This is a genomic window from Actinosynnema sp. NPDC023587 (assembly GCF_040640215.1).
Lineage (GTDB): Bacteria > Actinomycetota > Actinomycetes > Mycobacteriales > Pseudonocardiaceae > Actinosynnema.
The window spans coordinates 48,382-71,540 of the sequence record NZ_JBFABG010000010.1; the positions used below are offsets into that span (position 1 = coordinate 48,382).

Sequence of the window (23,159 nt, forward strand, 5' to 3'; positions counted from 1 at the left end):
GGCCGCCGGGTACCGCGCCCGCAGGGCTCGGACCTGCGGGTTCGGGGGTGTCACCTGGGCGTGGCGACCTCCGTTGTCGGTGGTCGCGGGTAACTTGTACGCCGTGAACGCTCGGGAACGGATCCAAGAACTCGCCGACCGGATCGTGGCGCTGCGCGAGGCGTACTACCAGGGCACGCCGCTGGTGGCGGACGCGGAGTACGACGTCGTCGAGGACGAGCTCCGGGGGCTGGTCGAGGCCCACCCGGAGCTGGCACCCGACCCGAACCCGCTGGAGCAGGTGGGTGCGCCGGCCGTGCTGCACGCGCCCGTGCGGCACTCGCGGCCGATGCTGTCGTTGGAGAAGGCGACGAGGCCCGAGCAGGTCGCCGCGTTCTTCGACCGGTTCCCCGGCCAGTCGGTCGTGGTGATGCCGAAGCTCGACGGGCTGTCCCTGGCGGTGGTCTACGAGAACGGGCGGCTGGCCCGCGCGGTGACCCGGGGTGACGGCACGACCGGCGACGACGTGACACCGCTGGTGCGCGCGATGGTCGACGGCGTGCCGGAGCGGGTGGACGTGCCCGGCCGGGTCGAGGTGCGGGGCGAGGCGGTGATGCTGCGCTCGACGTTCGCCGCGTACAACGCCGCGCACGTGGACAAGCCGCTGATCAACCCGCGCAACGCCGCCGCCGGCACGCTGCGGGCCAAGGACCCGGCCACGGTCGCCGGGCGGCGGATGCGGTACTTCGCCTTCGACCTGGACACCTCCGAGGGCGGTGCCGCCGCCGACCTGGAGAACGGGTTGCGGACGCTCGGGTTCACCGTCGCGGACATGCGGCACTGCGACGACGCCGCCGCCGCGCAGGCGGTGATCCAGGAGATCGAGCAGGGGCGCAACAACCTGGACTTCGACCTCGACGGCGCGGTGCTGCGGCTGGCCGACCGGAACGCCTTCGCGGCGGCCGGCACCCGGTCGAACTCGCCGCGCGGCGCGCTGGCGTTCAAGTTCGCCGCCGAGGAGAAGACGACGGTGCTGTCCGCCGTGCTCTGGGACGTGGGCAAGACGGGCAAGATCGTCCCGGTGGCGCACCTGGAGCCGGTCTTCGTCGGCGGGACGACGGTGACCAAGGCGACGCTGGCCAACCAGGAGGTGATCCGCGCCCGGGACGTGATGATCGGCGACACGGTGCTGATCCGCCGCGCGGGCGACGTGATCCCGTTCGTCGCGGGTGTGCTGGACCCGGCCGCGCGCACGGGCGCGGAGCGGGAGATCGTCCCGCCGGTCGCCTGCCCGTCGTGCGGGCAGGCCGTGGTCGAGCAGGGCAACAGCCGGGAGTTGTTCTGCACCAACGTGGCCTGCCCGGCGCAGACCGTGCGCCGGTTGATCCACTGGGCGTCGCGGGCGGCGGCGGACATCGAGGCGGTCGGTCCGGTGTGGATCGAGCGGCTCGCCGAGGCGGGTGTGCTGGATCGGCCGTCGGACTTCTACGACCTGACCAAGGAGCGGTTGCTGGAGTTCGACCGGGTCGGCGAGGTCTCCGCCGCGCGGATGATCGACTCGATCGCGACCAGCCGCCGGGTGGGGCTGCGCCGCGCGTTGATCGGCCTGGCGATCCCGATGGCGTCGGAGGGCACCGCGGCCCGGCTGTGCCGCGCGGGGTTCGCGACGCTGGAAGAGGTCGCCGACGCGGGCGAGGAGCGCCTGGTGGCCGTGGAGGACATCGGGCCGAAGGTGGCGGCGTCGCTGACCGAGCACCTGACCCGGTTGCGGCCGGAGCTGGAGCGGCTGCGGGAGCGGGGCGTGTCGCTGGACGTGCGCGACGAGGACCTGCCGCCGGTGGTGGCCTCCGACGCACCGCTGGCGGACAAGACGGTGGTGATCACCGGGGCGATCAGCGACCCGCGCTCGGGGGAGAAGATCCCGCGCCCGACGTTCCAGCGGTTGTGCGAGAAGGCCGGCGCGACCACGGTGACGTCGGTGTCGGCGAGCACCGACATGCTCATCACGGGAGCCGACGTCGGCGCGAGCAAGATCGCGAAGGCCGAGAAGCTCGGCGTCGCGGTCGTGGACCAGGGCGAGATCTGGGCGCTGCTCTTCGTGGCCGGCGTCGCCTGAGGGCTGTCCCGGCACCGGTCTCGCGGTGTCACGCCGGTGAGCGGTCGTCGCCGTCCGGCGGGTCCGGCGCGTCGGTGGACCGCGCCGTCGTGGTCGCCGCCAGCCCGGTCGCCACGAGTCGGACGGCTCCGGTGAGCGCGGCACGCGGGTTGTCGCGCCAGTCCGGGGTGAGGGGTTCCAGGCTCGTCGACCGCGGGTAGCGCTCGCGCAGGTCGGGGACCTCCTTCGCGGTCGCCTGGGCCTGCCGGGTCCACTCGGTGGCCCCGCGCTCGTCCGTGCTCCGGTACGCGGCGGCGGTGGAGGCGGTGGCGCGGACCGTCGCGTAGAGCATCGTGATCGCCGGGGGCAGCGCGCCGGGCGGAACGCCCCAGGTGTCGAAGATCCGCACCAGGCGTTCCAGCCAGTCCTGCTCGTGCGGGCCCTGGGTGGCCTGGGACCACGGTCGCCCGGTCAGCCACGGGTGGGCGAGGTACACCTCGAACAGCGCGCCCGCCCACGCCTGGAGCGCGTCGGCCAGGCTGGTCGCGGGGTCCTCCCAGGCCGGCAGGGCGGACGCGTGGTCCTGCATGAGGGCGAGCAGGTTCTCCTTGGTGCCCACGTACGGGTAGAGCGCCATCGCGGTCTTGTCGAACTTCGCGGCGATCGCGCGGGTCGACACCGCCGCCAGGCCCTCGGCGTCGGCGAGCGCGATACCGGCCTCCAGGATCTCGTCCAGGTCGAGTTGCCGGCGGGGACCCCGGCGCGGGGTCGGCGGGGTCGTGCCGCGGTGCCGCCAGAGCCGGCGGACGTGGGCGGTCACGTCGGGGGAGGGGGTCACCATAGTCTCTACACTGTAGAGTGTTTTGCGTCCGATCTCTGCGCAGGGGGTTTTCCGTGGTCACGGCACGACTGCACGACGGCTCGTCCCTGGAGGTGTCGGTGCTGGGCGACGGCCCGACCGTCCTGGTGCCCCTCGGCACCGCCGAGGCCGACGAGGCCACGGCGGAGCAGGCGCGCGCCTGGGGTGCCGATCCCGACCTCGGGCACACCCTCGCCACCGCCCTCGCCGCCGCCGGCTTCCGGGTCGTCGCCGCCGACTACGAGGGTCACCTCGCCCGGCACCCGAAACCCCGCACGCTCACCGCGTCCGCCGTCGCCGCCGACCTGCTCGCCCTCGCCGACGCGGCGGGCGCGGACCGGTTCGCCTACTACGGCTACTCCTGGCTCGCCCTGGCCGGCCTCCAGCTCGCCACCCGCACCGACCGGCTCACCGCGCTGGCCATGGGCGGCTTCCCGCCCCTGGGTGGTCCCTACGGCCCGATGCTCGCGGTCACCCGCGCCACCCACCGGATGGCCCTGGCCCACGCCGACCGCCGGCCCGACCCCGTGGTTCCGGTGCCGGGGGACTGGGACACCGTGGAGGTCGCGCTCGACCAGGACCAGACCGGCCAGTACGTCACCCTCTACGAATCCCTCCAGGGCTTCGACGAACGGGCCGCGCTGGACCGGGTGGACGTCCCGTGCCTGGTGTTCGCCGGCGAGAACGACAACATCACCTACGGCGCGAAGTGGGACGACGCCCACGTCGCCATCGCCGACGCTATCCAGCGCCACCGCGCCGAACTCGGGGAACGGGGCTGGACGGTCGAACTCGTCCCGGACACCGACCACATGAGCGCCATGCGGGCGCGCACGGTCCTGCCGGTCCTGACCCCGTGGCTGGAGTCCGTGCTCCGACGCCGGTGACGCCACGACCAGTCGGTCCGGGCGGCGCGGACACCCGCGCCGCCCGAACCGTCCCGGTCACCCGGCGCGCGTGATCCAGTCCCCGCGGTGGGGTGCCTCCGCGCCGATCGTGGTGCTGTCGCCGTGCCCGGTGTGCACGGCGGTGTCCGCCGGCAGCACCAGCAGGCGGTCGGTGATCGACCGGATGATCGTGTCGAAGTCCGAGTAGGACCGGCCGGTGGCACCCGGGCCGCCGTGGAACAGGGTGTCGCCGGTGAAGACCGCGCCCAGGTCCGGGGCGTGGAAGCTGCACGCGCCGGGCGCGTGGCCCGGGGTGTGCAGCACGTGCAGGGCGGTGCCGGCGATTTCCACCACCTGGCCGTCGGCCAGGTCCCCGTCCGGGGCGGCGGCCGGGTGGACCAGGTCCCACAGCACCCGGTCGGCGGGGTGCAGCAGCACCGGTGCCCCGGTCGCCGCCGCGAGGGCCGGTGCGACGCGGACGTGGTCGTCGTGGGCGTGGGTGGCCAGGATCGCCTTCACCTCGCGGTCGCCGACGACGTGCAGGATCTTGTCCACGTCGTGCGGCGCGTCGATGACCACGCACTCCTTGTCGTCGCCGATCACCCACACGTTGTTGTCGACGTCGAAGGTCTGCCCGTCGAGGGTGAACGTGCCGCGCGTGACGCCGTGGTCGATGCGGGCCATCAGAAGACCACCACCGAGCGCAGCACGTCGCCGCGGTGCATCTTGGCGAACGCCGCCTCGACCTCGTCCAGCGCGATCGTCTCGCTGACGAACGCGTCCAGGTCGAGCCTGCCCTGGAGGTACAGGTCGATCATGTACGGGAAGTCGCGGGAGGGCAGGCAGTCGCCGTACCAGGACGACTTGAGCGACCCGCCGCGCGAGAAGAAGTCGATCAACGGCATCTCGATCCGCATGTCCGGCGTCGGCACCCCCACCAGAACGACCGTCCCGGCCAGGTCGCGGGCATAAAACGCCTGCTGCCACGTCTCCGGCCGGCCCACCGCGTCGATCACCACGTCCGCGCCGAACCCGCCGGTCAGCTCCCGCACGCGGGCCACGGCGTCCTCGGTCGAGGCGTCGACGGTGTGCGTCGCGCCCAGGCCGCGCGCCCACTCCAGCTTCCGGGGGTCGAGGTCGACCGCGACGATCGTGGTCGCACCGGCCAGCCGGGCACCGGCCACGGCCGCGTTGCCGACCCCGCCGCACCCGATCACCGCGACGGTGTCGCCGCGCCCGACGTTGCCGGTGTTGACCGCCGCGCCGAACCCGGCCATCACCCCGCACCCGAGCAGGCCGGCCACGGTCGGCGACGCCGCCGGATCCACCTTCGTGCACTGCCCGCTGTGCACGAGCGTCTTCTCCGCGAACGCGCCGATGCCCAGCGCGGGGGACAGCGGGGTGCCGTCGGCCAGCGTCATCGGCTGGGCGGCGTTGTGGGTGGCGAAGCAGTACCAGGGCTTGCCCTTCAGGCAGGCCCGGCACGCGCCGCAGACCGCGCGCCAGTTCAACACCACGAAATCGCCCGGTCCGACGTTCGTGACGCCCTCGCCGACCGCCTCCACGACCCCGGCCGCCTCGTGGCCGAGCAGGAACGGGAACTGGTCGTTGATGCCGCCTTCCCGGTAGTGCAGGTCGGTGTGGCAGACCCCGCAGGCCTGCACCCGCACCACCGCCTCGCCCGGACCGGGGTCGGGGACGACGACGTCCACCACCTCGACCGGAGCCCCCTTGCCCCGGGCGACCACGCCACGAACCGTCTGAGCCACGAAGTTTCCTCCTCGAATGCGTCCAGTCCGAGTCTGTTCTATGTCACGCGGCCCCGCACGCGAAACCCAGCCCCTCGCCGGGCGGCTCCACAGTGGAGCGCGAAAAGACCGCCGCACCTGCGCCGACACGGCCCCCAGGCACGCCGCGAAACCGTCGAGGACCGGGGCCCTGGGCCGGGGAGTCAGGGCCGCAGCAGCGCGTCGCCCAGTCCGGTGCGGTGGTAGCGGACCTCGTGGCCGTGCCTGGTGGTGGCGAGCAGACCCGCGGCGCGCAGCGCGGTGAGGTGGCCCGACACCGTGCTCGGGGCGAGGCCCAGCCGAAGGGCCAGTTCCGCGGTACCGGCCGGGCGGTTCAGGGTGCTCAGCAGCGCGGCCTTGGACCGGCCGAGCACGCCGGCGAGCGCGCCGGGCGGCCGGTCGGGCGCGGACCACAGCTCGGCCACGCCGCGTGCGGGGTAGAGCAGGGCCGGGTGCCAGGGCTCGCCGGTGATCACGCCGACCCCGGGCCAGGCGAACACGCTGGGGATGAGTTGCAGCCCCCGGTGGTCGAGGTGCACCCGGCCCCGGCTGGAGCTCGCCACGCCGATCGTGTCGCCGGTCAGCCGGACGCGCTGGTGCAGGTCGGCCAGTGCCAGTGCGATGCCGCCGTTGGCGAGCCGCCGGGCGCGGTGGTCGACGTCGGCGAGCAGGGTGTGGCGCAGCCTGGGCCAGTCCGGCTCGACCAGCTCGGTCCACGCGATTTCGAGCTGCGCGGCCAGCAGGTCGCGGGCCCGCTCGGGGTCGTCGGGCAGCGCGCCGAGGTCGGCGTCCACCCTGGCGAGTTCGAGCGCGACCTGGGCCGGCGGGGTCGCCCGCACCAGGTCCAGTTGCGCGGCGGCGGTGGTCTCCGGGGTGCCGGGCGGCGGGCTGAGGAAGTCGGTGATGTAGTGCGCGCCGCTCAGCACTCGGAACAGCTCGGCGAGCGGCAGTCGCCCGGCCCGGTCGGCGGCGCGGCGAAGCCACGGCAGGTGCGCCGGGTGGCTCCGCTTCCCGAGGATGACCTCGATCGCGCCCAGTGCCTCCTCCAGCGGCGAGATCGCGAACCGCACCCGGTGCGCGCCCGTCCGCCCCAGCACCAGCTCGATCACCGCGCGCTCCCGGATTCGGCCATGTCCGAATCAGTGTGCCCGAACGGTCGGCCGGCGGACGGTGGTCGCCATGATCCCCGTCGTCCCGCACCCTCCGCTCACCGGCGCGTACCGGCGCTGGTCGACCGGAGCCCAGTTGTCCCGGCTGCCGCAGGCCATGGCCCCGCTCGCGTTCACCCTGCTGACCACCGCCACGACCGGTTCGCACCGGCTGGGCGGGGTGATGATGGCGGTGTTCGCCGGTGCCGAGATCCTCGGTGCGGTGCCGTGCGGCCGGCTGCTGGACCGGGTGGGGCCGGCGCGCGGGCTGCGGCTCGCGCTGGTGGCGGCGGCGGCCGGCCTGGCCGGTCTCGCGTCGGCGGCGGTGCTGGGTGCGCCCACTCCGGTGCTGGTCGCGGTGGTCGTGCTGCCCGGACTGGTCGGCGGCGGGATCGCCGGCGGGTTCCGCACCCTGCTCGCCCAGACGGTGCCGCCCGCCGCGTTGCCGCGCGCGGTGGCCGTGGACCTGACCGTGGTCGAGTGCGTGCTGGTCGCCGGTCCGGTCCTGGCGAGCGCGATGGTGTGGGTGCACCCGGTCCTGCCCGTCCCGGTGATGGCGGCGTCCTGCCTGCTGGCCGTGCTGTTCGTGCCCCGCTCCGCCGTCGAGCGGACGCCGCGCCCGGCCACGCGGACCGCCCTCCGGCTGCCGGTGCGCGCCGTGCTCGGGTGGCTCGCGACCGCCTACGCGATCGGACACGTGCTGGCCACCGTCGAGGTGGCCCCGGTGCCGCTGGTGCAGCGGATCGGGGCCGACCCGGAGGTGGCTCTCGTGGTGCCGGTCGTGCTGTGCGTGGCGAGCGTGGTGGGCGGTGCCGCCTACGCCTGGCGGGGGTTGGCACTGCGCCGGTCCCGCCAGGCGCAGGCGCTCGTCCTGCTCGGCGCGTACGCGGTCGGGGCGGGTGTCCTGCTGGTGTCCACGGGCTGGCCCGCCCTCCTCGCGGGCACCGCCGTGATCGGCCTCGCGACCGCGCCACTGGGCACCATCGCGTCCACCGAACTGCAACGAGCGGTGCCCGCCGAGCGGTGGACTGAGAGCTTCTCGCTCGTGTTCGTGGTGCAGGGGGCCGGTTTCGTCGTCGGCTCGCTGGCCGTGGGCATCCTGCCGACACCGGCCGCGATCGTCCTCGGCGTCCTCGCCGTGGTCCTCGCCGGGACGGTCCTGGCCCACCGCCCGCGCCCGGTGCGCGACGCCGAGCGGCTCCCGACGTGACCGCCGCCGTCCCGGAAGGAGGACGTCGGCAAGGCGGCGCTGGCCTGCACCCCGTTGTCCCACAACGAGACCACCACGACGACGACGGCGACCCCCGCCGCGCACCGCCCGCCCGACCCACTCGTCCGCACGACCGCACGACCGCACGACCGGCTTATCGCCTCGGGTCGGGTCGGGTCGGATCGCCTCGGGTCGGTCGGGCGGTGGTGATGCGGACCACCTCCGGGATTCCCGGCCCGCCGCGCTTGACGTGAGGGCCGGATGTCCAGGATGCTTGTGGTGCGGAGGGGAGTACCCGCCCGGTTCGTGATCGTCATTACGGCCGCTCCACAGCGGCTCGGTCACGACGTCGTCGCCTCGCGACGACCGGGGAGACCTCTGGTTCGGATGAACCGGAGGATTTCTGATGCGTTCCCCTGTCGCCCTCGCCCTGTCCGCAGTCACCCTCGCCGTTGTCGTGAGCGGTTGCGGTGCCGCGCAGGAAGTCGCGGACACCGCCAACGCCATCTCGAACACTGCCACCACGGTCCAGGTGTGCACCGACGCGTTGAGCCAGGCCGGTCGGATCTTCGACGGCGGCTCGCCGGAGCGGACGGTCGACAGCGCCCACGCCGCCGCCGGCTCGCTGGCCGATCTCGCCGCGTCCGCCGCCGACACCACCGTCAACCAGGCCATCTCCGCGCTCGCCGCCACCCTGCGCGACGTCACGGTGGACGACGTGATCGGCCGCCCGGCCGCGTGGCTGGCGGCGAAGGCGGACCAGGTGGCGGCGCTGACCTCGGCCTGTGCCCCGTGATCTCGGCGACACCTGTTCGCCCGCAAGGCTTTCCGCGACAACCGCCCGCGCCACCGAGGACCAGCCCAGCCCCGACTCGACCTCGCCGCCAACCCGGTGGTGGGCCGAACTGCGGCCCGGCGCTCGTCCCGCCCACTTGACGGGCGCAGTGCGTGACGCGGGCGGATGGTCTAGCGGGCCTTCCGGTGCTGGTTGACCGAGTCGAGCAGGAGCATCGCGGCCACCGTCGCGCCGTCGGGGCGGATCGAGCCCGCCACGGCGGTCGCGTGGGCGCGGGTGGTCGGTTCGAGGGCGGTGGCCAGGGCCGCCGACAGGGACTCGACGGTCGGGGTCGGGCCGTCGTGGGCCGCGCCGATGCCCAGTTCCGCCACGCGGCCGGCCCAGTACGGCTGGTCCGCCGCCTGCGGCACCACCACCTGCGCCGCGCCCGCCCGGGTGGCCGTCGTCGTGGTGCCCGCTCCGCCGTGGTGCACGACGGCGGCCACCCGGCTGAACAGCGCCTGCTGGTTGGTCTCGCCGACGACGAAGCAGTCGTCGCGGTCGTCGGTCAGGGCCAGGCCGGCCCAGCCCCGGGCCACGATGACGCGGCGGCCGTGGGCGCGGACCGCCTCCACGGCCACCCGGGCGACGTCCGTCGACGCGTGCATGGGCATGCTGCCGAAGCCCACGTAGACCGGCGGCGGGCCGGCGTCCAGGAACGCCACCAGGTCGGGTGGGAGCGGTTGGCCGTCGGGCAGGACCCACGCGCCGGTCTGGACGACGTCGAGGTCCGCCGGCTGCCGCCACGGGTCCAGGACCGGGTCCGTCGCCAGCCACGGCCGGTCACCGACGACGTAATCGCGCACGTGGTCCACCGGCGGCAGACCGTTCGCGACCCGGTTGGTGTCGAGCGCCTCGCCGAACAGCGCGTCGGTGCTCTGGGCGTCCAGGTCCCACAGGACCCGGTTGTCGGTCTCCCCGGCCGGGAACGGCCGGCCCGGGTACGCCAGCGGCGGGTGGTGCGGGGACGGCAGCGTCAGTTGCTGGAAGGTCACCGACACGGCCGGGATGCCCAGTTTCTCGGCCACCGACAACGCGCCCGCCGCAGCCGGCAGCATCCCGGTCGCCACCACCGCGTCGCACCCCTCGGCCGCCGGGGTGATCGCCTCGAACTGGTCGGCGATCAACTCGGCCGCGCGCTGCGGCAAGGACGACGGCGGCGGTGCCGCGCGCGTCAGTTCCCGCGCCGACGGGCCGACCGGCACCAGCGGCACGGCGAAGTCCGCCAGCCGCCGGGCGAAGTCCTCGTCCGGCGGCGCGCACACCAGCACCTCCGCACCGCGTTCCCGCAACCGCACCGCGAGCGCCACCAGCGGTTCCACGTCCCCGCGCGATCCGTACGTCGACAACAGCACACGCACTTCTTGGCCCCATTTCCCCGGTTCTCGGTGTAGGCCGGGAATTGTGCGGCACCACCCGGGTCTTGCCACAAGCCCCCCGGTGCGCTATAAGTTGAGTGTGGAAAGGAGTGGGTGCTCCTCCTTTTCCTGGATAGTCCTCATCGGACAGAGGAAATTCCCACTTCAGAGGCGCGGTTGGCGGCGCGCCGGGTGCGGAACTCCTGGAGCGGCGGGGTTCCGGTCAGGCTGATGGTGATGGTCGGACGTCCCGAAGACCGTCCGCTACTTCGTGTCCGGGAACGAAGTGGCGGCCTGCGGGGCCGCGCCGCGTCTGATCACGGCGGATCGTCTGGTGAAGGCGCTGTCGGGGATGAGCCGCACCACGGAACGAGGAGCACAGAGTGTCCGAAGTGGACCGAACAGCATTGCCCGCGCCGTCGCCGGGTCCGTCGCGCCGACCTCGGAGCTGATCGCGCGCTCGCAGCAGGACGCGGACGACGTCCGGCGCTTGCTCCGCGACGACCGCATTGCCACCTCGCCGGCCCTGACGCCCGCCTCGGGGCGATCCTCGACCTCGGCTGCACGGGCTCGTCCGGTCCTGAATACTTTTCCCGGATTACGAGGGGTGAACTGCGTCATTCGGGGTATCCCCTTTGTGTGATCCGTGCGGACGGAGAGGAGCAGGCCGTGTCCGAGACGTCGACCAGCGAGCTGGTGCGGGACGTGACTCGGCAGACGAGTCGCCTGGTGCGCGAAGAGATCCGACTCGCCGTGGCCGAGATCAGCGAGAAGGGCAAGCACGTCGGCATCGGCATCGGCGTCGGGCTGGTCGGTGCCGCAGGCGTGCTCGCCTGGTTCGGTGTCGGCACGGTCGTCGCCGGGCTCGTGCTGCTCCTCGCGTTGGTGCTCCCGGCGTGGGCGGCGGCCTTCGTGGTCGCCGCAGTGGTCTTCGCCATCGCCGGCGTACTGGTCGTGCTGGGTCGCAAGCAGGTCGCGGAGGGCACGCCGCCGCTGCCGGAGGAGGCCATCGAAGGCGTGAAACGGGACATCACGACCGTGAGCGAGAGGACGCACCGATGAGTGAGAAGGACATCCCGAAGGACCCCGCCAAGCTGCGCAGGGACATCGAGGAGACCCGTCGGGAGCTCGGTGACACGGTCGAGGCGCTGGCGCACAAGGCCGACGTGCCCGCCCGGGTCAAGGAGAGCGTGAACGACGGCGTGGGCAAGGCGAAGGTGAAGGCCGGCGAAGCCGCGACGCGGGTCGACCAGGCCGTCACGCGGGCCGCAGCCGAGGCCCAGGTGGCGGCGGACGTGGTGGTGGACAAGGCTTCCACCGCTGCCGGGCAGGTCGCGGAGAAGGCTTCGGTGGCCGCCGGCCAGGTCGCCGACAAGGCGACGGCCGCCGCCGGGCAGGTCGCGGACAAGGCTTCGGTGGCCGCCGGTCACGTGGCCGAGCGCGCCGCGCACGTCGTGGAGTCGTTGCCGCAGCCGGTGCAGGACAAGGTCGTGCTGGTGTCCGAGCAGGCCCGCCGCCGGCCGGTCGCCGTGCTCGGCGGGCTCGCCGCCGCCGTGCTGCTGGTGACCTGGCTGGTCAGGAGGGGACGATGACGCTGGTACGGACGTTGTACAAGCCCCTCGGGCCGTTGCTGGGCGTGGCTGGCGGTCTGCTCGCCGGCCGGCTGTCCGGGCACCTGTGGAAGCTGGTCAGCGGTGAGCAGGAACCGCCCGCCGCCAACCGGCAGGATCGGGGCTGGGGCGAGGTGCTGCTCGCGGCGACGCTCCAGGGCGCGGTGTTCGGCCTGGTCAAGGCCGCTGTCGACCGGGGTGGTGCCACCCTGTTCGACAAGGTGACCGGGGAGTGGCCGGGGGACAAGGGAGACGGCCACAAGACCTGACGGTTCCGCCCGTCGCGGCACCGTCTGCTCCGCAAGACGACGAACACGCCCGCCGCCGGTCGGCGATGACATCCGCTATGTCATCGCCGACCGGCGGCGGCGCGCTGCCGGTGGACTTCGGTTGGCGCATCACCCGAGGTCGTCAAGCCGCCGCAGTGCCCGTTCGGCCTCCACAGCAGCCGGTACAGCGCGAGGTCGGCGTGGTCCAGCTCGGCCGCCAGGAGTTCGCCGCCCAACCTGCACCGCACAGCGCCGGTTCGACGGCAAGGTGCGCGACCTCGGCGTCCGGGCGGTGAAGGCCCCCGCGCCGCACGAACCTACCGCCGCGCGAACCTACCGGGGCGCGAACCTACCGCCGCGCGAACCTACCGGGGCCGGCCGACCGGTTCGGGGAAGACCGAGTACGCCCTCGGGTACTTGCGGCCGGGGTTGGGTGTGGGCGAGCCGGTGAAGGACACGGGTGTGCCGGTGGCCAGCGCCGTGCGACCGGCGGGCAGGTCGTCGCTGGAGACGAACCACGAACCGCCGCGCGTGTCGGTGATGAACCCGTGCGGCTGCCCGGCCCGCCAGCCCGTCACCGTCCCGCGCCGTCGCCCGCGCGGCGAGCCCACCGCCGACGCCACCACCCCGGCGGACCGCACGAACGGCTGCCGCAGCGGGTAGCCGTCGCGGTCGGCGGGGGCGAACAGCGCGTCGAACCCCGGCGTCCGGGATGCCGCCGCCCGCAGCGGCGCGGCGGTGCGCGGCGTCCAGGCGGGCGGGAGCGGTGAGGACCGGATGTCCACGACCGGCACGACGACCCGCACGCCGCGAGCGGTCAACCGGGTGGCCAGCGGGGTGAAGTCGGCGTCGCCGGTGACCAGCACCACCCAGTCCAGCCGCGCGGCGGTGGTGCGCTCCCACACCTCCAGCGCGAAGTGGACGTCGACGCCCTTCTCCTTGCCGCCGTGGAGGGGCAGGTCGTGCCGGACGATCCCGGCGGCGGCCAGGGCGGCGTCGAAGGACGTCGCGGGCGTGTCGATGCGCCCACGCACGTAGTGCGCCTCGTCCACCGTGCAGACATCCAGCGGCAACCCGGTCTCGGTGTGCACGTACCACCGCACCGCGTCGTGGAAGCCGTCGAGCGCGATCCGGGCGGCTCGCGGGTGCTCGGTGGCGTAGAAATCACTGAGGTACGCGAACCACGTCCCGTCGTAGAACACCCCGATGCGCGCGCCTTCCCCCACCGCCCCAGTTTACCCGCCCGACACCGGAAGGCCGAACGCGAGCCGCCCGGTGCCCACGGACTGTCCGTTGTGGAACGTCGCCGCCGGACGGCCGTGATCCCGGCCGACCGGGGGCGGTGTCGTCGCCGGAGCTGTGCCATCGTGGAGGGGACGACGGGGTGGAGGAGGCGGACGTGGCGCGGAAACGCGGTGGTGGGATGGCGCTGTACGTGGCGCTGGCGGTGGCGTTGATCCTGTTCGTGCCGCCACTGCGGGACTGGGCCGCCGACCTGCTCGCGCCGCTGCTGGAGCAGCTCAGGAGCCTCAACCCGTTCCGCGGTTAGTACGGGCCGAGCGGCGGCCGGCGGCTCTGCGCGACCCGGACCGACCGCTCCGGAGTGTCGCGCGCCACGGGGAAACCACTGTATCGAATACCCGTGGACGGGCGGGGATCACTGATTGTCGCCACCGGTGCCGGTTTGTCGCCGCGATTCGCTCCATCGGAGTACTGCCGCCTCTTCATCGGCCACGAGAACGATTCCACGAGTGCGGCCGGTGGTCGGCGGCGGTGTGCGCGCGGAAGTGGAAGCGGGTGGACGAGTGATCTTCGGGTTGTCACCCGACTTCGTGTTGACAGTTGCCGTTCGCCTTGCCGTTCGCGGGCCGAATTCATTACCTACGAACAGGTGTATCGCGTGCACCGCGACTTCAGTATGTTCACGTGATTGTGGAAGGTGGAATCGGCACCCGGCGGAGTGCCCGGTGGTCGCGGTGGTCCGCGCCCTGGGTGCTGCTGGTGGCTTTCCTCTACCTGTACCTGGCCGTCTGCGCGACCGACGAGGTCTCCGGCGTCCACGACCCCGCACCGGTCGTGTCCGTGGCGGCACCGTCGCCCGGCGACCACCACCACGGCACCACCGACGGTTTCGGTGTGCTGATCCGGCATTCCGATTGTTTCCTCCTCGTCGGCGGGGATCTCCTCGCGGGTGTGCTGGTCCTGCTCGCGCTGTGGCTGTGCGCGGTTCCCGCCGTGCGCCACGCGTGCGGCCTGGTCCCGCCCGGTGCCGATCGGACGCGACCACCGCCGGGCACCGCGAGCGGTCGGGAAGTCCTGCTGTCGCTGTGCGTCGCCCGGACCTGATCGGGCATTTCCCCGGTCCGGAACCGGCCGCCCCCGTGGCGGTTCCGCACGCGTCCGCGCGTTCCGCCGACACCACCCGCTGACCGCCGCGCGGATTGCCGGCGGTGTTTCCGGGGCATCTCGCCGTGCGCGGACCACTGCGTCAGACCACTGCGTCACACGACTGGGTCAGAGCGCTGCGATAGACCGCTGAGTCAGATCACTGCGTAAGACCGCAGTGCGTTAAGTCACTGCGATCGCGACACCTCACCCCAAGCTGCCCTCTTTCGTGAGAGGGCTTTGTGCCGCCGCACGCTCCGGTGCGCCTCATTTCGCGCTGGTCGCCGTCAGCAATCGTCCCCGCGCTCAGGTCCTGAGCACAATTCTTGGAGTTCGCATGGCACACGTCCCGCATCCCTGCCCCGGCCCGAATGGCGGCTTACCGACGGTGTTGGACACCGTCGGTGCCACTCCGATGATCGGACTGCGGCACCTCACCGGATCATCCGACGCGTCCGTGGTCGTCAAGCTGGAGCGGTGCAACCCCGGCGGCAGCATCAAGGACCGGCCCGCCTGGTACATCGTGCGCCGCGCGGAGGAAGAGGGCCTGTTGCGGCCCGGCGGAACCGTCATCGAGTCCTCCTCGGGCAACTTCGGCATCTCGCTGGCGATGATCGGCGCGGCCCGGGGCTACCGGGTGATCGTCATCGTCGACCCCAAGGTCACGGCCACCAACCTCGCCATGCTCCAGGCGTTCGGCGCGGAGGTGATCGTCGTCCACGAGCAGGACGACACCGGTTCGTACCACAAGACCCGCATCGCGCTGGCCAACCAGTTGCACCGGGAGATCGCCGGTTCCTTCCGGCCCGACCAGTGCTTCAACCCGCTCAACGCGCTGGCCCACTACCACGAGACCGCCGTGGAGCTGGTCGACCAGACCGGCCCGGGACTGGCCGCCGTGGTGGCCACCGTGAGCACCGGCGGCCAGCTCGGCGGTATCTCGCGCTACCTGCGCGAGCACGCGCCCGACGTGCACGTGGTCGGCGTGGACGCGATCGGGTCGGCGGTGTTCGGCGGCGACTCGCACTCCTACCTCATCCCGGGCGTCGGGCTGGGGTGGACGCCGTCGAACCTGGACGACCTGTCCCGGCTCGACTCGGTGTACAAGGTCTCCGACGAGGACGCCTTCGTCGCGTGCCGGGTGCTGGCCCGCTCCGAGGGAATCCTGGTCGGCGGCTCCACCGGTGCGGCGCTGTGCGTCGCCCTGCGGCTGGCCCGGCAGCACGGCTCGGGCCGCGCGGTCGCGATCCTCGCCGCCGACAGCGGCGAGCGCTACCTCCACACGATCTACAACGACGACTGGATGAAGGAGCAGGGGCTGACCCTCGACGCCTCGCCCGACGAGCTGCACCGCCGCGCGGACCGCCTGGTGCCGCACAGCACCGAGCCCGTCCAGACCGCCAACTACCGGCCGGAGCTGGCCCGGGAGCTGGGTTCGCCGCACGCGCCGGCCGACGGTCACCGGTCCACGGCCGTGGGGCGGCCGGGGTCATGACCACCGGTGTCGAGCGGGCGGCGCGCGGGGCGTGGTCGGTCCCGGCGTTCCGCCGCCTGTGGCTGGCCAACACCGCCGACGCCTGGGCGGTCTCGCTGCTGCCGGCGGCGGTGACGCTGGCGTTGGTGCACGGTGGTTCCGGCGCGGTGGTGCTGGGTCCGGTGCTGGCCGCCAAGACCGTCGGCTTCGTGCTCGCGACCGTGCCGGGCGGGGTGCTGGCGGACCGGTGGTCCCGGCGCAAGGCGGTGCTCCTGGCGTGCCTGGTGCGGGTCGTCGCGGCGCTGCTGCTGCCGGTGGCGCTGGCGGGGCCGAGCTGGGCGGTCGTGCTGTGCGTGTTCCTGGTCGGCGCGGGCGAGGGTGCTTTTCGGCCGTCGTACCAGGCCATGGTCGGGGACCTGGTGCCCGAACGGCAGCGGCAGTCGGCCAACGCGCTGTCCACCATCACGTTCCGGCTGGCGCTGGTGCTGGCACCGGGCGTCGCGACCGTGGCGGTGATCTGGGTCGGGGCGTGGGCGGTGCTCGTGCTCACCGCGCTGTTGTGGTGCGCGGCGGCGCTCGCCGCGCGCGGCCTGCCGGAGCGCGTGGTCCCGGGCGTTCGGACGCAGGAGTCGTTCGTGGAGCAGTTCATGGCCGGCGTGCGGGAGGCCCGCCGTCACCGGTGGTTCGTCGCGGGTCTGGTGATGCTGGTGTTCGTGCTCGCGGTGGGGGAAGCGTCCCAGATGGTGCTGCTGCCCGTGATCAGCCGCGACCGGTTCGGGACCGACCTGGTGTTCGCGGCGGCGCTCACCGGCTACTCGGTCGGCGCGCTGGCCGGTGGCGCGGTGATGACCCGGTGGACGCCCGGCCGGCCCGGCCTGGTCGCCGTGCTGGGACTGGGTCTGTACGCCGGGATTCCGCTGGCGCTGGCGCTGTCGTCGGACGCGTGGCCGGTGGTGGCGGCGTACGCGTTGGCCGGGGTGGGCATGGAGCTGTTCAACGTGCCGTGGTTCAGCGCGGTCCAGCGCGAGGTCCCGCCCGAGCTCCAGGCCCGGGTGTCCTCTTTGGACTTCATGGTGTCGTACTCGATGAGCCCGCTGGGGTTGGCGCTGCTGCCACTGGTGGTGGAGTCGACCGGTGAGCGCCCCGCACTGGTCGGCACCGCGATCGTGGTGCTGGTGGCGTGCGTCGGCACGCTGGCGGTACCGGGCATGACCCGCTTCCGGACGCGGCAGACCACCTCGCCCGAGGGCAGTCGAGCGGGGTAGCGCTTCCGCCGATGTGTCCGGCCGTCGTGGCGGCCGGGCACATCGGCGTGCGCTACGTCCGACGGAAGCCCTTGAGCCGTGCTCGACGCCTCGTCGGGCGGTGACGGGGGGGCGGTGCCGTGGGCGTCGCCTCGGTTGTGTGATTGCCAGAGGGATGCCGGTGGCGTCGGTGACCACATGCCACTCGGTCAACCGCCGCCAACACACCGAAACGCCTCGGCGCGCCGGGATCAGCGGCTCAAGCCGAACCCACAGCTCGTCGGTCAAGACCTCCTCACGCACGCAGGGGTCTTGGAACATGTTGCGGCAACGGAGAAGTCGACACGCCGCTCCTATTGAACTGGTCACTGGGGTGCCGTCGATCTGGTGTGTTGATGAGCGCTGTTCACTGGAACGACGTCCGGAACGCGTCGGCGTATTGTCGTGTCGGACGGTGGGTGGGCGGGTCACCAGCCGGGACGGCAGAACTCCAGGGCAGTCGGGGCAGCAGGCCGACGACCGCCGCGTAGCGGGCCGGGTTGCGAAGGCCGACGCGCGAGCCGGCGGGGGTGTTGCTGGTCAGGCCCCGTCCGGGGACGGCCTACCAGTGCCCGCGCGGGCTCCGCGATGCGTTGCACGGCGACGCCAAAGGCTGATTGTCGCTCCTCGACCGGGGGAACAACACCCTGGGATGTCGGAAGCCGGCCACCGGGGGGTAGGTGCTTGGAGGGCGCATCGACGCGCCCCCTTATTTCCCTGAGGAGCATGTGATGATCGCAGGACGTGTGACAGGCGCGGTGGCGGCAGTGGGAACCGCTCTGGCGGTGGCTCTGGCAGGTCCGGGGGTCGCGGCGGCGGCGGAAGGCACCTTCTACGTCAACGAGGTGCCGAGGTTCGTCGACCCGGACGACTACAAGTGCTACGCGTTGAGCTGGTCCGACGACGACCTGCTGGACAACCAGACCAACCGGTTCGCCTACGTCTACCGGAACCGGGGATGCCACCGCAACGACCTCGTCGTCGTCCTGCTGCCCTCCGGCTCGGGCAGCGTCGACAACTCCGCGCAGGGCAGCGTGCAGTTCCGCAAACAGTGATCGCCTGAACACGCCGCTCGGCCCGGCGACCGGAAGCGGTCGCCGGGCCGAGCGCGCGGCGTTGTCCCGGGCACAGCGGAAAACGGGGAACAGGCCGGGAGGATGCCGTCGGCGTCTCCCTACTTGTAGGTGTACTCCACCGGGTTGCTCACGTTGCCCTGGTCGTCGGTCGCCGTGACTTTCACGACCCCCGCCGGATGCGCCGGGGTGGTGCAGTCGACCTGGTTGATCGTCGCCGACACGCCGGTGGCCGCCGAGCCGCCGAACGTGACCGTCACGACGTGGGAGAGCAGGCTGCCCTGGAGCGTCGCCTTCTCCCCACCGCCGGTACCACCGGACTTCGGGGTGATCGAATCCAGGTGCGGGCCGCTTCGGGGATCAGTCATCAGATTTCTCGATTCTCGCGAGATGGATTGTTCGGAACTGCGTGCCGGTCTCTCCGGCGCGAGGAGGGAAGGCGGCACTTGAATTGCGGACAACGGTGTTCACGCCGTGGGGCGCTGGTTCATTCCGGAGGGGGGAGGAACTCGAACGGCAGCGGGTTGCTGACGTTCTGCTGATCGTCCACGGCCACCACTTGGACCACCCCCGCCGAATGCGCCGGCGTTACGCAGGTGACCTCCACCGGCGACCGCGCACGCACGTCAGTGCCGGGGGACACGCCGAAGCGCACCTCTACCACGTGCTGGAGCAGCGTCCCGGTCAATTTCACCGGCGTCGACCCGATCGCGGGTCCACTCGGCGGGTCCAGCCTGTCCAGGTGCGGCGAATCCCTCACTCGTGGCGTGCCCTCGTCCGCCGCTTCGCTGTGTTCCGTGGGCATGGCCTGTCTCCCTTCCCGGACATCCGAACAAGGGCCCCGCTGGGCCGTCGTCCCATTCTGGGGCCGCTCACTCCACGAGGCCGCGTGAGCGGTCGGGGACCACCCGTTTGTACTGCGATTCACTCCGGCAGGTCATCTACCGCGCGGGATCGGTACTCAGTTGAGCTGCCTGCCGTACTCCACTTTGTACGACCTTCCCTGGTACGTGATCGTGCTGCCTTCGTAGAACCGGTTCCACAGTTGAACGGCACCGGGGAACGTGATGTGCATGTACCATCGCTGCTCGCTCGCGACGTACCGGTAATCGTCGTTCCGCACATTTGCCGTGGTGTACAAGCTCGGCGACACGGCGTACCGGTACACGAGCGTGGCTCGCTGAGGGAAGGTCGTCGGCGTCAAACCCTGATTCGGCGCGAAGCGAATGAGGGCTTCCGTATTCCGTGTCACACGTTCGGGCGGCACGGGGTTCGCGGTCGCGGTCGATGGTGCCACCAGCGCGATGAGCAGTGTCATGATGAACAGCGGGAGGACATCGCGACGAAGCATGATGAGGTTCCTTTCACCGTTGATCTGTCGCTGTCGGATGGGTACCGCGTCCGCATGGGTCCCCCAAGGACGGCGTTTCTCATGTCTCCGTCGCCTGTCCCACGTAGAGGTCGTAGTCACCCGGTGGTAGATCTGGGGTTATGGACGGGGCTCATGCGTCTGGCGACGTCATTGCTCGCGGAACGTCCTGCGGACATCAGACTCTCCTCTCCGGAACGAACCGGACGCTGGTTACGCGCTCTTCCCGGCAAAGTCGATCCGAGTGGGTACGCGCAGTCGTCACCCGGTCCGTGGCGGGCACCGATGGGACAGGGCTCGGCCCACCCGTGCTCACCCCATCGGTATGCGGACTTTGTTGCTCGGTGTTCCGTCCTGGAGTTCGACCCACACGTCGTAGTGCCCGGCAGGCAGAGCCGGTATCACCGTGGTAATTTTCGTGTCGTTGTGGGTCATCGGGGAAACCGAGGTCTTCTCGCCTCCTTGAGCCGGTTCGAAGTGGACATACTCGGTTGTAGCCAGGCATGTCCCGTTGATCACCATATTTTGGCCGGAACCGCCGCCCGAATTGGGTGTGATGCTGTCGATGTGGGGTGTGCATTTCCCGTCCACGTGTCACCTGCCTCGTGTGATTACGGATGGTCTCCGTGCTGTGGCACGGGTCTGTCGCCTCGTGTGGGACGTTTGCGCCCTGGACACAGGGGTCGAGAGCAGCTCCTCCGGGACGTCGTCCAGCCGGATACATCGGGGCATCGGGAGACTCCTGCTGTCGTGGGCTCCTGGTGGACCGCGTCGCGGTGCCACCGAACCTGCTGCCGCTGACACATCGTCGAATCCGTTCCGAGGGTGCTGTTGTCAATCCACCAGTTCAGGTCCTCAGCCGCGACCGACCGCCGCGACAACCACCCGCGCAGGTGACCGAACATTCGATGCGCGACCGGCCCGGTCACTCGTGGTAGCGAGACTCGCGGTGCTGGTTTCCACGCTTCCCGCGCCCCACACAGGACCAATGCACCCCTCGGCACCTGCGGCGGTGCTTCCGCTTTCGATGACGGTGCGTCCGACTCTGGTAGCGGGTTTAGCAACCCCTTTGCGGGTCGAGCCCACCACTGGCTCCCGACCTGTGCCGTACGGGTTGACGTGTTCCATCAGCGCCAGGGACACGTACGGTTCCCTCCATCCCACGCCAGGAACCCGCCGACCTCGTTGCTGGTCCTCTGCGGTCCGAACACGGCCAAGTGGTTGTTCCCCCGCCTGGCTCAAGGGCTTCCGCCGGCTTCGCGTCCGCACCGAACGCCGAGCCGACGTCCACCCGGCCGTCCTTCGCCTCGCGTGCTCGACCATCCGCCTGCGGAAGCTCATTCCGAACTGATCGCTTAGCCCGGATGTCCCCGTACGTTCCGCCCTACTGCGGAGCGCGCCCTTCCCCCCAAGCTCGATCGGCGGGGGCGTCACGTCGGGAAGGCGGAGCGGAATGCGCTCGAATCTGGTGAAACTGTTAACGACAGCCCTGGTCATGGCCGCCACGGCCGTGTCGGGAACCGCTGTGGCGGCGGGGCGGGTGGCGAGCGAGCCGGTGTACGACTTCGCCTCCGCCATCCGGGAGACGGTGTGGGTCGACACCGGGCGGGACGGTGACGGGGACGGGCGGGCCGACCGCGTCGCCGCCGATCTCGTGCGGCCCCGGGAGGCCGCCGAGCGGGGTGTCGAGGTGCCGGTGATCATGGACGCCAGCCCCTACTACTCCTGCTGCGGGCGGGGCGGGGAGAAGGAGGTCAAGACCTACGACAGCGCCGGGCGGCCGGTCGGTTTCCCGCTGCACTACGACAACTTCTTCGTGCCGCGCGGGTACGCCGTGGTCCTGGTCGACCTCGCCGGGACCAACCGGTCGCGCGGGTGCGTGGACATCGGCGGGGCGTCGGACATCGGGTCGGCCAAGTCGGTGGTGGACTGGCTCAACGGGCGCGCCACCGGGTACTCGACCGCCACCGGCGGCACGACCGTCAAGGCCGGTTGGAGCACCGGGGACGTTGGCATGATCGGCAAGTCCTACGACGGCACCATCGCCAACGGCGTGGCCGCGACCGGGGTGGCGGGGCTCAAGACGATCGTGCCGATCGCGGCCATCTCAAGCTGGTACGACTACTACCGGACCGACGGCGCGGTGGGTGGTTCCGGGTCGCCGGTCGGGCTCGCGCAGACCGTCTCGGCGCGCAACCAGGGGCAGAACTGCACGGCGGCGAACCAGCGGCTGCGGCAGGACTTCCCGGCCAACGGCGACTACGCGCCGGCCTGGCTGGACCGCGACTACGTCGCCGCCGCCAAGAACGTGAAGGCGAGCGTGTTCGCCGTGCACGGGATCAACGACCTCAACGTCAAGTCGATCAACTTCGGCCAGTGGTGGACCGCGCTGGCCTCGACCGGCGTCGACCGGAAGCTGTGGCTGTCGCAGACCGGGCACGTCGACCCGTTCGACTTCCGGCGCGCCGAGTGGGTCGCGGCGCTGCACCAGTGGTTCGACCACTACCTGCTGGGCCTCGACAACGGCGTCGGGGACTCGCCTCGGGTGAGCGTCGAGCGGCAGCCCGACGTCTGGGTCGACCAGACGGCCTGGCCCGCCACGGGCACGCGGGACGTCGTGCTGCGGCCCCTCGCCGGGTCCACGGCCGGGGTCGGGACGTTGACCTCGGGGCCGGCGGTGGCGGGCACCGCGTCGTTCACCGACACCCGGCAGAGCGAGACGACCTGGGCCGCGCAGCCCACCCGGACGTCGACCTCCCGGGTGCTGTACTCGACCGGCGTGCTCGCCCGCGACCTGCACCTGTCGGGCACCGGCACGATCACCGTGACCGTCACGCCGAGCACGGCCACCGCGCGGGTCTCCGCGCTGCTCGTGGACTACGGCCGGTCGACCATCCGCAACTACGGCGGGGCCGGCGAGGGCGTCAAGTTCGGGTCCGCCGAGGACTGCTGGGGAGCGAGCACCCGGGGCGACGACGCCTGCTACCGGATCGCCGCCACCGACACCGCGGACGTCGGGCTGCACATCGTCAGCCGGGGCTGGGCGGACCTGGCCAACCACCGCTCGCTGAGCCAGGAGGAGCCGCTGGTCCCGGGCCGGCCGTACACGATGACGTTCCGGTTGGCGAGCACCGACAAGGTCGTGCCGAAGGGCCACCAGCTCGCGGTGGTCGTCGGCGGGACCGCCGCCGGGTTCGTCGCCGCGCCGGCGCAGCCGGGAACGGTGGCGGTGGACCTGTCGAAGACGTTCGTGACGCTCCCGGTCGTCGGCGCGCCGCCGGTCGTCAGCGCGCCGACGATGGCCGGCGCGGCGGCGCTGCCCGCGCACCCGGCGCAGGTCGTGCCGGGCCGGATCGCGAGCCTCGACCAGGGGTGACCGGTGCCCGGTGGTCCGGACGCCCTCGGGGTCCGGACCACCGGGCGCGGCTCCTCGGCGGTCAGCCGCGCAGCGGCCGGGTCGGGTCCTGGTAGGTCGCGGTGTCGGAGGTGGCCGGGGACTTCGCGCGCATCCGGCCCGGCAACCGCGTGTTCTCCTCGG

24 protein-coding genes and 1 pseudogene are annotated in these 23,159 nt (G+C 72.1%); 14 read left to right on the plus strand and 11 right to left on the minus strand.

Annotation, left to right across the window (positions count from 1 at the left end; translation table 11 throughout):
- Positions 1-103: 103 nt before the first annotated feature.
- Positions 104-2,095, plus strand: coding sequence for an NAD-dependent DNA ligase LigA (gene ligA, locus AB0G01_RS24500; RefSeq protein ID WP_360949276.1), 1,992 nt, complete (start codon positions 104-106; stop codon positions 2,093-2,095).
- A 28-nt stretch (positions 2,096-2,123) separates the two neighbouring features.
- Here ligA and AB0G01_RS24505 read toward each other — a convergent pair whose 3' ends face one another.
- Complete coding sequence (locus AB0G01_RS24505; protein WP_360949278.1) at positions 2,124-2,915, minus strand: hypothetical protein; 792 nt, start codon at positions 2,913-2,915, stop codon at positions 2,124-2,126.
- 53 nt (positions 2,916-2,968) lie between these two features.
- Between AB0G01_RS24505 and AB0G01_RS24510 the strand changes: the two genes are divergently transcribed.
- A complete protein-coding gene (locus AB0G01_RS24510; RefSeq protein ID WP_360949280.1) occupies positions 2,969-3,820 on the plus strand; it encodes an alpha/beta hydrolase in 852 nt (283 codons plus the stop codon).
- 57 nt (positions 3,821-3,877) lie between these two features.
- Here the strand turns inward: AB0G01_RS24510 and AB0G01_RS24515 are convergent, their stop codons facing one another.
- The 3 genes from AB0G01_RS24515 to AB0G01_RS24525 form a co-directional block, all read right to left on the minus strand.
- The gene (locus tag AB0G01_RS24515) at positions 3,878-4,507 is read right to left on the minus strand and encodes an MBL fold metallo-hydrolase (RefSeq protein WP_360949725.1); all 630 of its coding nucleotides are present in this window, start codon (positions 4,505-4,507) and stop codon (positions 3,878-3,880) included.
- Positions 4,504-5,589: an S-(hydroxymethyl)mycothiol dehydrogenase gene (locus AB0G01_RS24520; protein ID WP_360949282.1), complete on the minus strand. Its 1,086-nt coding sequence runs from the start codon at positions 5,587-5,589 to the stop codon at positions 4,504-4,506. The genes AB0G01_RS24515 and AB0G01_RS24520 overlap by 4 nt, the downstream gene beginning before the upstream one ends.
- A gap of 182 nt (positions 5,590-5,771) precedes the next feature.
- On the minus strand, positions 5,772-6,716 hold the full coding sequence (locus AB0G01_RS24525; RefSeq protein ID WP_360949284.1) for a DUF5937 family protein: 945 nt from the start codon (positions 6,714-6,716) through the stop codon (positions 5,772-5,774).
- A 70-nt stretch (positions 6,717-6,786) separates the two neighbouring features.
- On the opposite strand from AB0G01_RS24525, the gene AB0G01_RS24530 reads away from it, so the two are divergent.
- Both AB0G01_RS24530 and AB0G01_RS24535 read left to right on the plus strand, forming a co-directional pair.
- A complete protein-coding gene (locus tag AB0G01_RS24530; protein WP_360949286.1) occupies positions 6,787-7,965 on the plus strand; it encodes an MFS transporter in 1,179 nt (392 codons plus the stop codon).
- Positions 7,966-8,371: 406 nt separating this feature from the next.
- Positions 8,372-8,761: a bacteriophage spanin2 family protein gene (locus tag AB0G01_RS24535; RefSeq protein ID WP_360949288.1), complete on the plus strand. Its 390-nt coding sequence runs from the start codon at positions 8,372-8,374 to the stop codon at positions 8,759-8,761.
- Between the two features lie 170 nt (positions 8,762-8,931).
- On the opposite strand, the gene AB0G01_RS24540 is transcribed toward AB0G01_RS24535, so the two are convergent.
- Positions 8,932-10,161, minus strand: coding sequence for a glycosyltransferase (locus AB0G01_RS24540; RefSeq protein ID WP_360949290.1), 1,230 nt, complete (start codon positions 10,159-10,161; stop codon positions 8,932-8,934).
- A gap of 666 nt (positions 10,162-10,827) precedes the next feature.
- Between AB0G01_RS24540 and AB0G01_RS24545 the strand changes: the two genes are divergently transcribed.
- Genes AB0G01_RS24545 through AB0G01_RS24555 form a run of 3 tightly spaced genes read left to right on the plus strand, consistent with a single transcriptional unit; the run spans position 10,828 to position 12,037 of the window.
- Positions 10,828-11,220 carry a phage holin family protein gene (locus AB0G01_RS24545; protein ID WP_360949292.1) on the plus strand — a complete coding sequence of 131 codons (393 nt, stop codon included), beginning with the start codon at positions 10,828-10,830 and terminating at the stop codon, positions 11,218-11,220.
- Entirely contained in the window at positions 11,217-11,750 is a 534-nt protein-coding gene (locus tag AB0G01_RS24550) for a DUF3618 domain-containing protein (protein WP_360949294.1), read from the plus strand. Before AB0G01_RS24545 ends, AB0G01_RS24550 begins: the two co-directional genes overlap by 4 nt.
- A complete protein-coding gene (locus AB0G01_RS24555; RefSeq protein ID WP_360949296.1) occupies positions 11,747-12,037 on the plus strand; it encodes a DUF4235 domain-containing protein in 291 nt (96 codons plus the stop codon). The genes AB0G01_RS24550 and AB0G01_RS24555 overlap by 4 nt, the downstream gene beginning before the upstream one ends.
- Before the next feature lie 80 nt (positions 12,038-12,117).
- On the opposite strand, the gene AB0G01_RS24560 is transcribed toward AB0G01_RS24555, so the two are convergent.
- Positions 12,118-12,273 (minus strand): hypothetical protein, encoded by a 156-nt coding sequence (locus AB0G01_RS24560; RefSeq protein ID WP_360949298.1) that lies wholly within the window; start codon positions 12,271-12,273, stop codon positions 12,118-12,120.
- Positions 12,274-12,402: 129 nt separating this feature from the next.
- Positions 12,403-13,263 carry an NYN domain-containing protein gene (locus tag AB0G01_RS24565; RefSeq protein WP_360949300.1) on the minus strand — a complete coding sequence of 287 codons (861 nt, stop codon included), beginning with the start codon at positions 13,261-13,263 and terminating at the stop codon, positions 12,403-12,405.
- Between the two features lie 173 nt (positions 13,264-13,436).
- Here AB0G01_RS24565 and AB0G01_RS24570 point away from each other — a divergent pair, with 173 nt between their 5' ends.
- From AB0G01_RS24570 to AB0G01_RS24590, 5 genes are all read left to right on the plus strand, one after another.
- Entirely contained in the window at positions 13,437-13,586 is a 150-nt protein-coding gene (locus AB0G01_RS24570) for a hypothetical protein (protein WP_360949302.1), read from the plus strand.
- Positions 13,587-14,029: 443 nt separating this feature from the next.
- Positions 14,030-14,383, plus strand: a complete 354-nt coding sequence (locus AB0G01_RS24575) for a hypothetical protein (RefSeq protein ID WP_360949304.1) — start codon at positions 14,030-14,032, stop codon at positions 14,381-14,383.
- Positions 14,384-14,759: 376 nt separating this feature from the next.
- Positions 14,760-15,917: a cysteine synthase family protein gene (locus AB0G01_RS24580; RefSeq protein ID WP_360949306.1), complete on the plus strand. Its 1,158-nt coding sequence runs from the start codon at positions 14,760-14,762 to the stop codon at positions 15,915-15,917.
- Positions 15,914-17,161 (plus strand): MFS transporter, encoded by a 1,248-nt coding sequence (locus tag AB0G01_RS24585; RefSeq protein ID WP_360949308.1) that lies wholly within the window; start codon positions 15,914-15,916, stop codon positions 17,159-17,161. The genes AB0G01_RS24580 and AB0G01_RS24585 overlap by 4 nt, the downstream gene beginning before the upstream one ends.
- A gap of 749 nt (positions 17,162-17,910) precedes the next feature.
- Positions 17,911-18,234: a hypothetical protein gene (locus AB0G01_RS24590; RefSeq protein ID WP_360949310.1), complete on the plus strand. Its 324-nt coding sequence runs from the start codon at positions 17,911-17,913 to the stop codon at positions 18,232-18,234.
- 119 nt (positions 18,235-18,353) lie between these two features.
- On the opposite strand, the gene AB0G01_RS24595 is transcribed toward AB0G01_RS24590, so the two are convergent.
- From AB0G01_RS24595 to AB0G01_RS24610, 4 genes are all read right to left on the minus strand, one after another.
- Positions 18,354-18,620: an IPT/TIG domain-containing protein gene (locus AB0G01_RS24595; RefSeq protein WP_360949312.1), complete on the minus strand. Its 267-nt coding sequence runs from the start codon at positions 18,618-18,620 to the stop codon at positions 18,354-18,356.
- A 119-nt stretch (positions 18,621-18,739) separates the two neighbouring features.
- Positions 18,740-19,057, minus strand: coding sequence for an IPT/TIG domain-containing protein (locus AB0G01_RS24600; protein ID WP_360949314.1), 318 nt, complete (start codon positions 19,055-19,057; stop codon positions 18,740-18,742).
- 156 nt (positions 19,058-19,213) lie between these two features.
- Positions 19,214-19,603 (minus strand): hypothetical protein, encoded by a 390-nt coding sequence (locus tag AB0G01_RS24605; protein WP_360949316.1) that lies wholly within the window; start codon positions 19,601-19,603, stop codon positions 19,214-19,216.
- A 330-nt stretch (positions 19,604-19,933) separates the two neighbouring features.
- A complete protein-coding gene (locus AB0G01_RS24610) occupies positions 19,934-20,212 on the minus strand; it encodes an IPT/TIG domain-containing protein (RefSeq protein ID WP_360949318.1) in 279 nt (92 codons plus the stop codon).
- 634 nt (positions 20,213-20,846) lie between these two features.
- On the opposite strand from AB0G01_RS24610, the pseudogene AB0G01_RS24615 reads away from it, so the two are divergent.
- Positions 20,847-20,972 (plus strand): annotated as a pseudogene (locus tag AB0G01_RS24615) (IS5/IS1182 family transposase); the annotation flags it as partial.
- 102 nt (positions 20,973-21,074) lie between these two features.
- A complete protein-coding gene (locus AB0G01_RS24620) occupies positions 21,075-22,997 on the plus strand; it encodes a Xaa-Pro dipeptidyl-peptidase (protein ID WP_360949320.1) in 1,923 nt (640 codons plus the stop codon).
- The last annotated feature ends 162 nt before the right edge of the window (positions 22,998-23,159 follow it).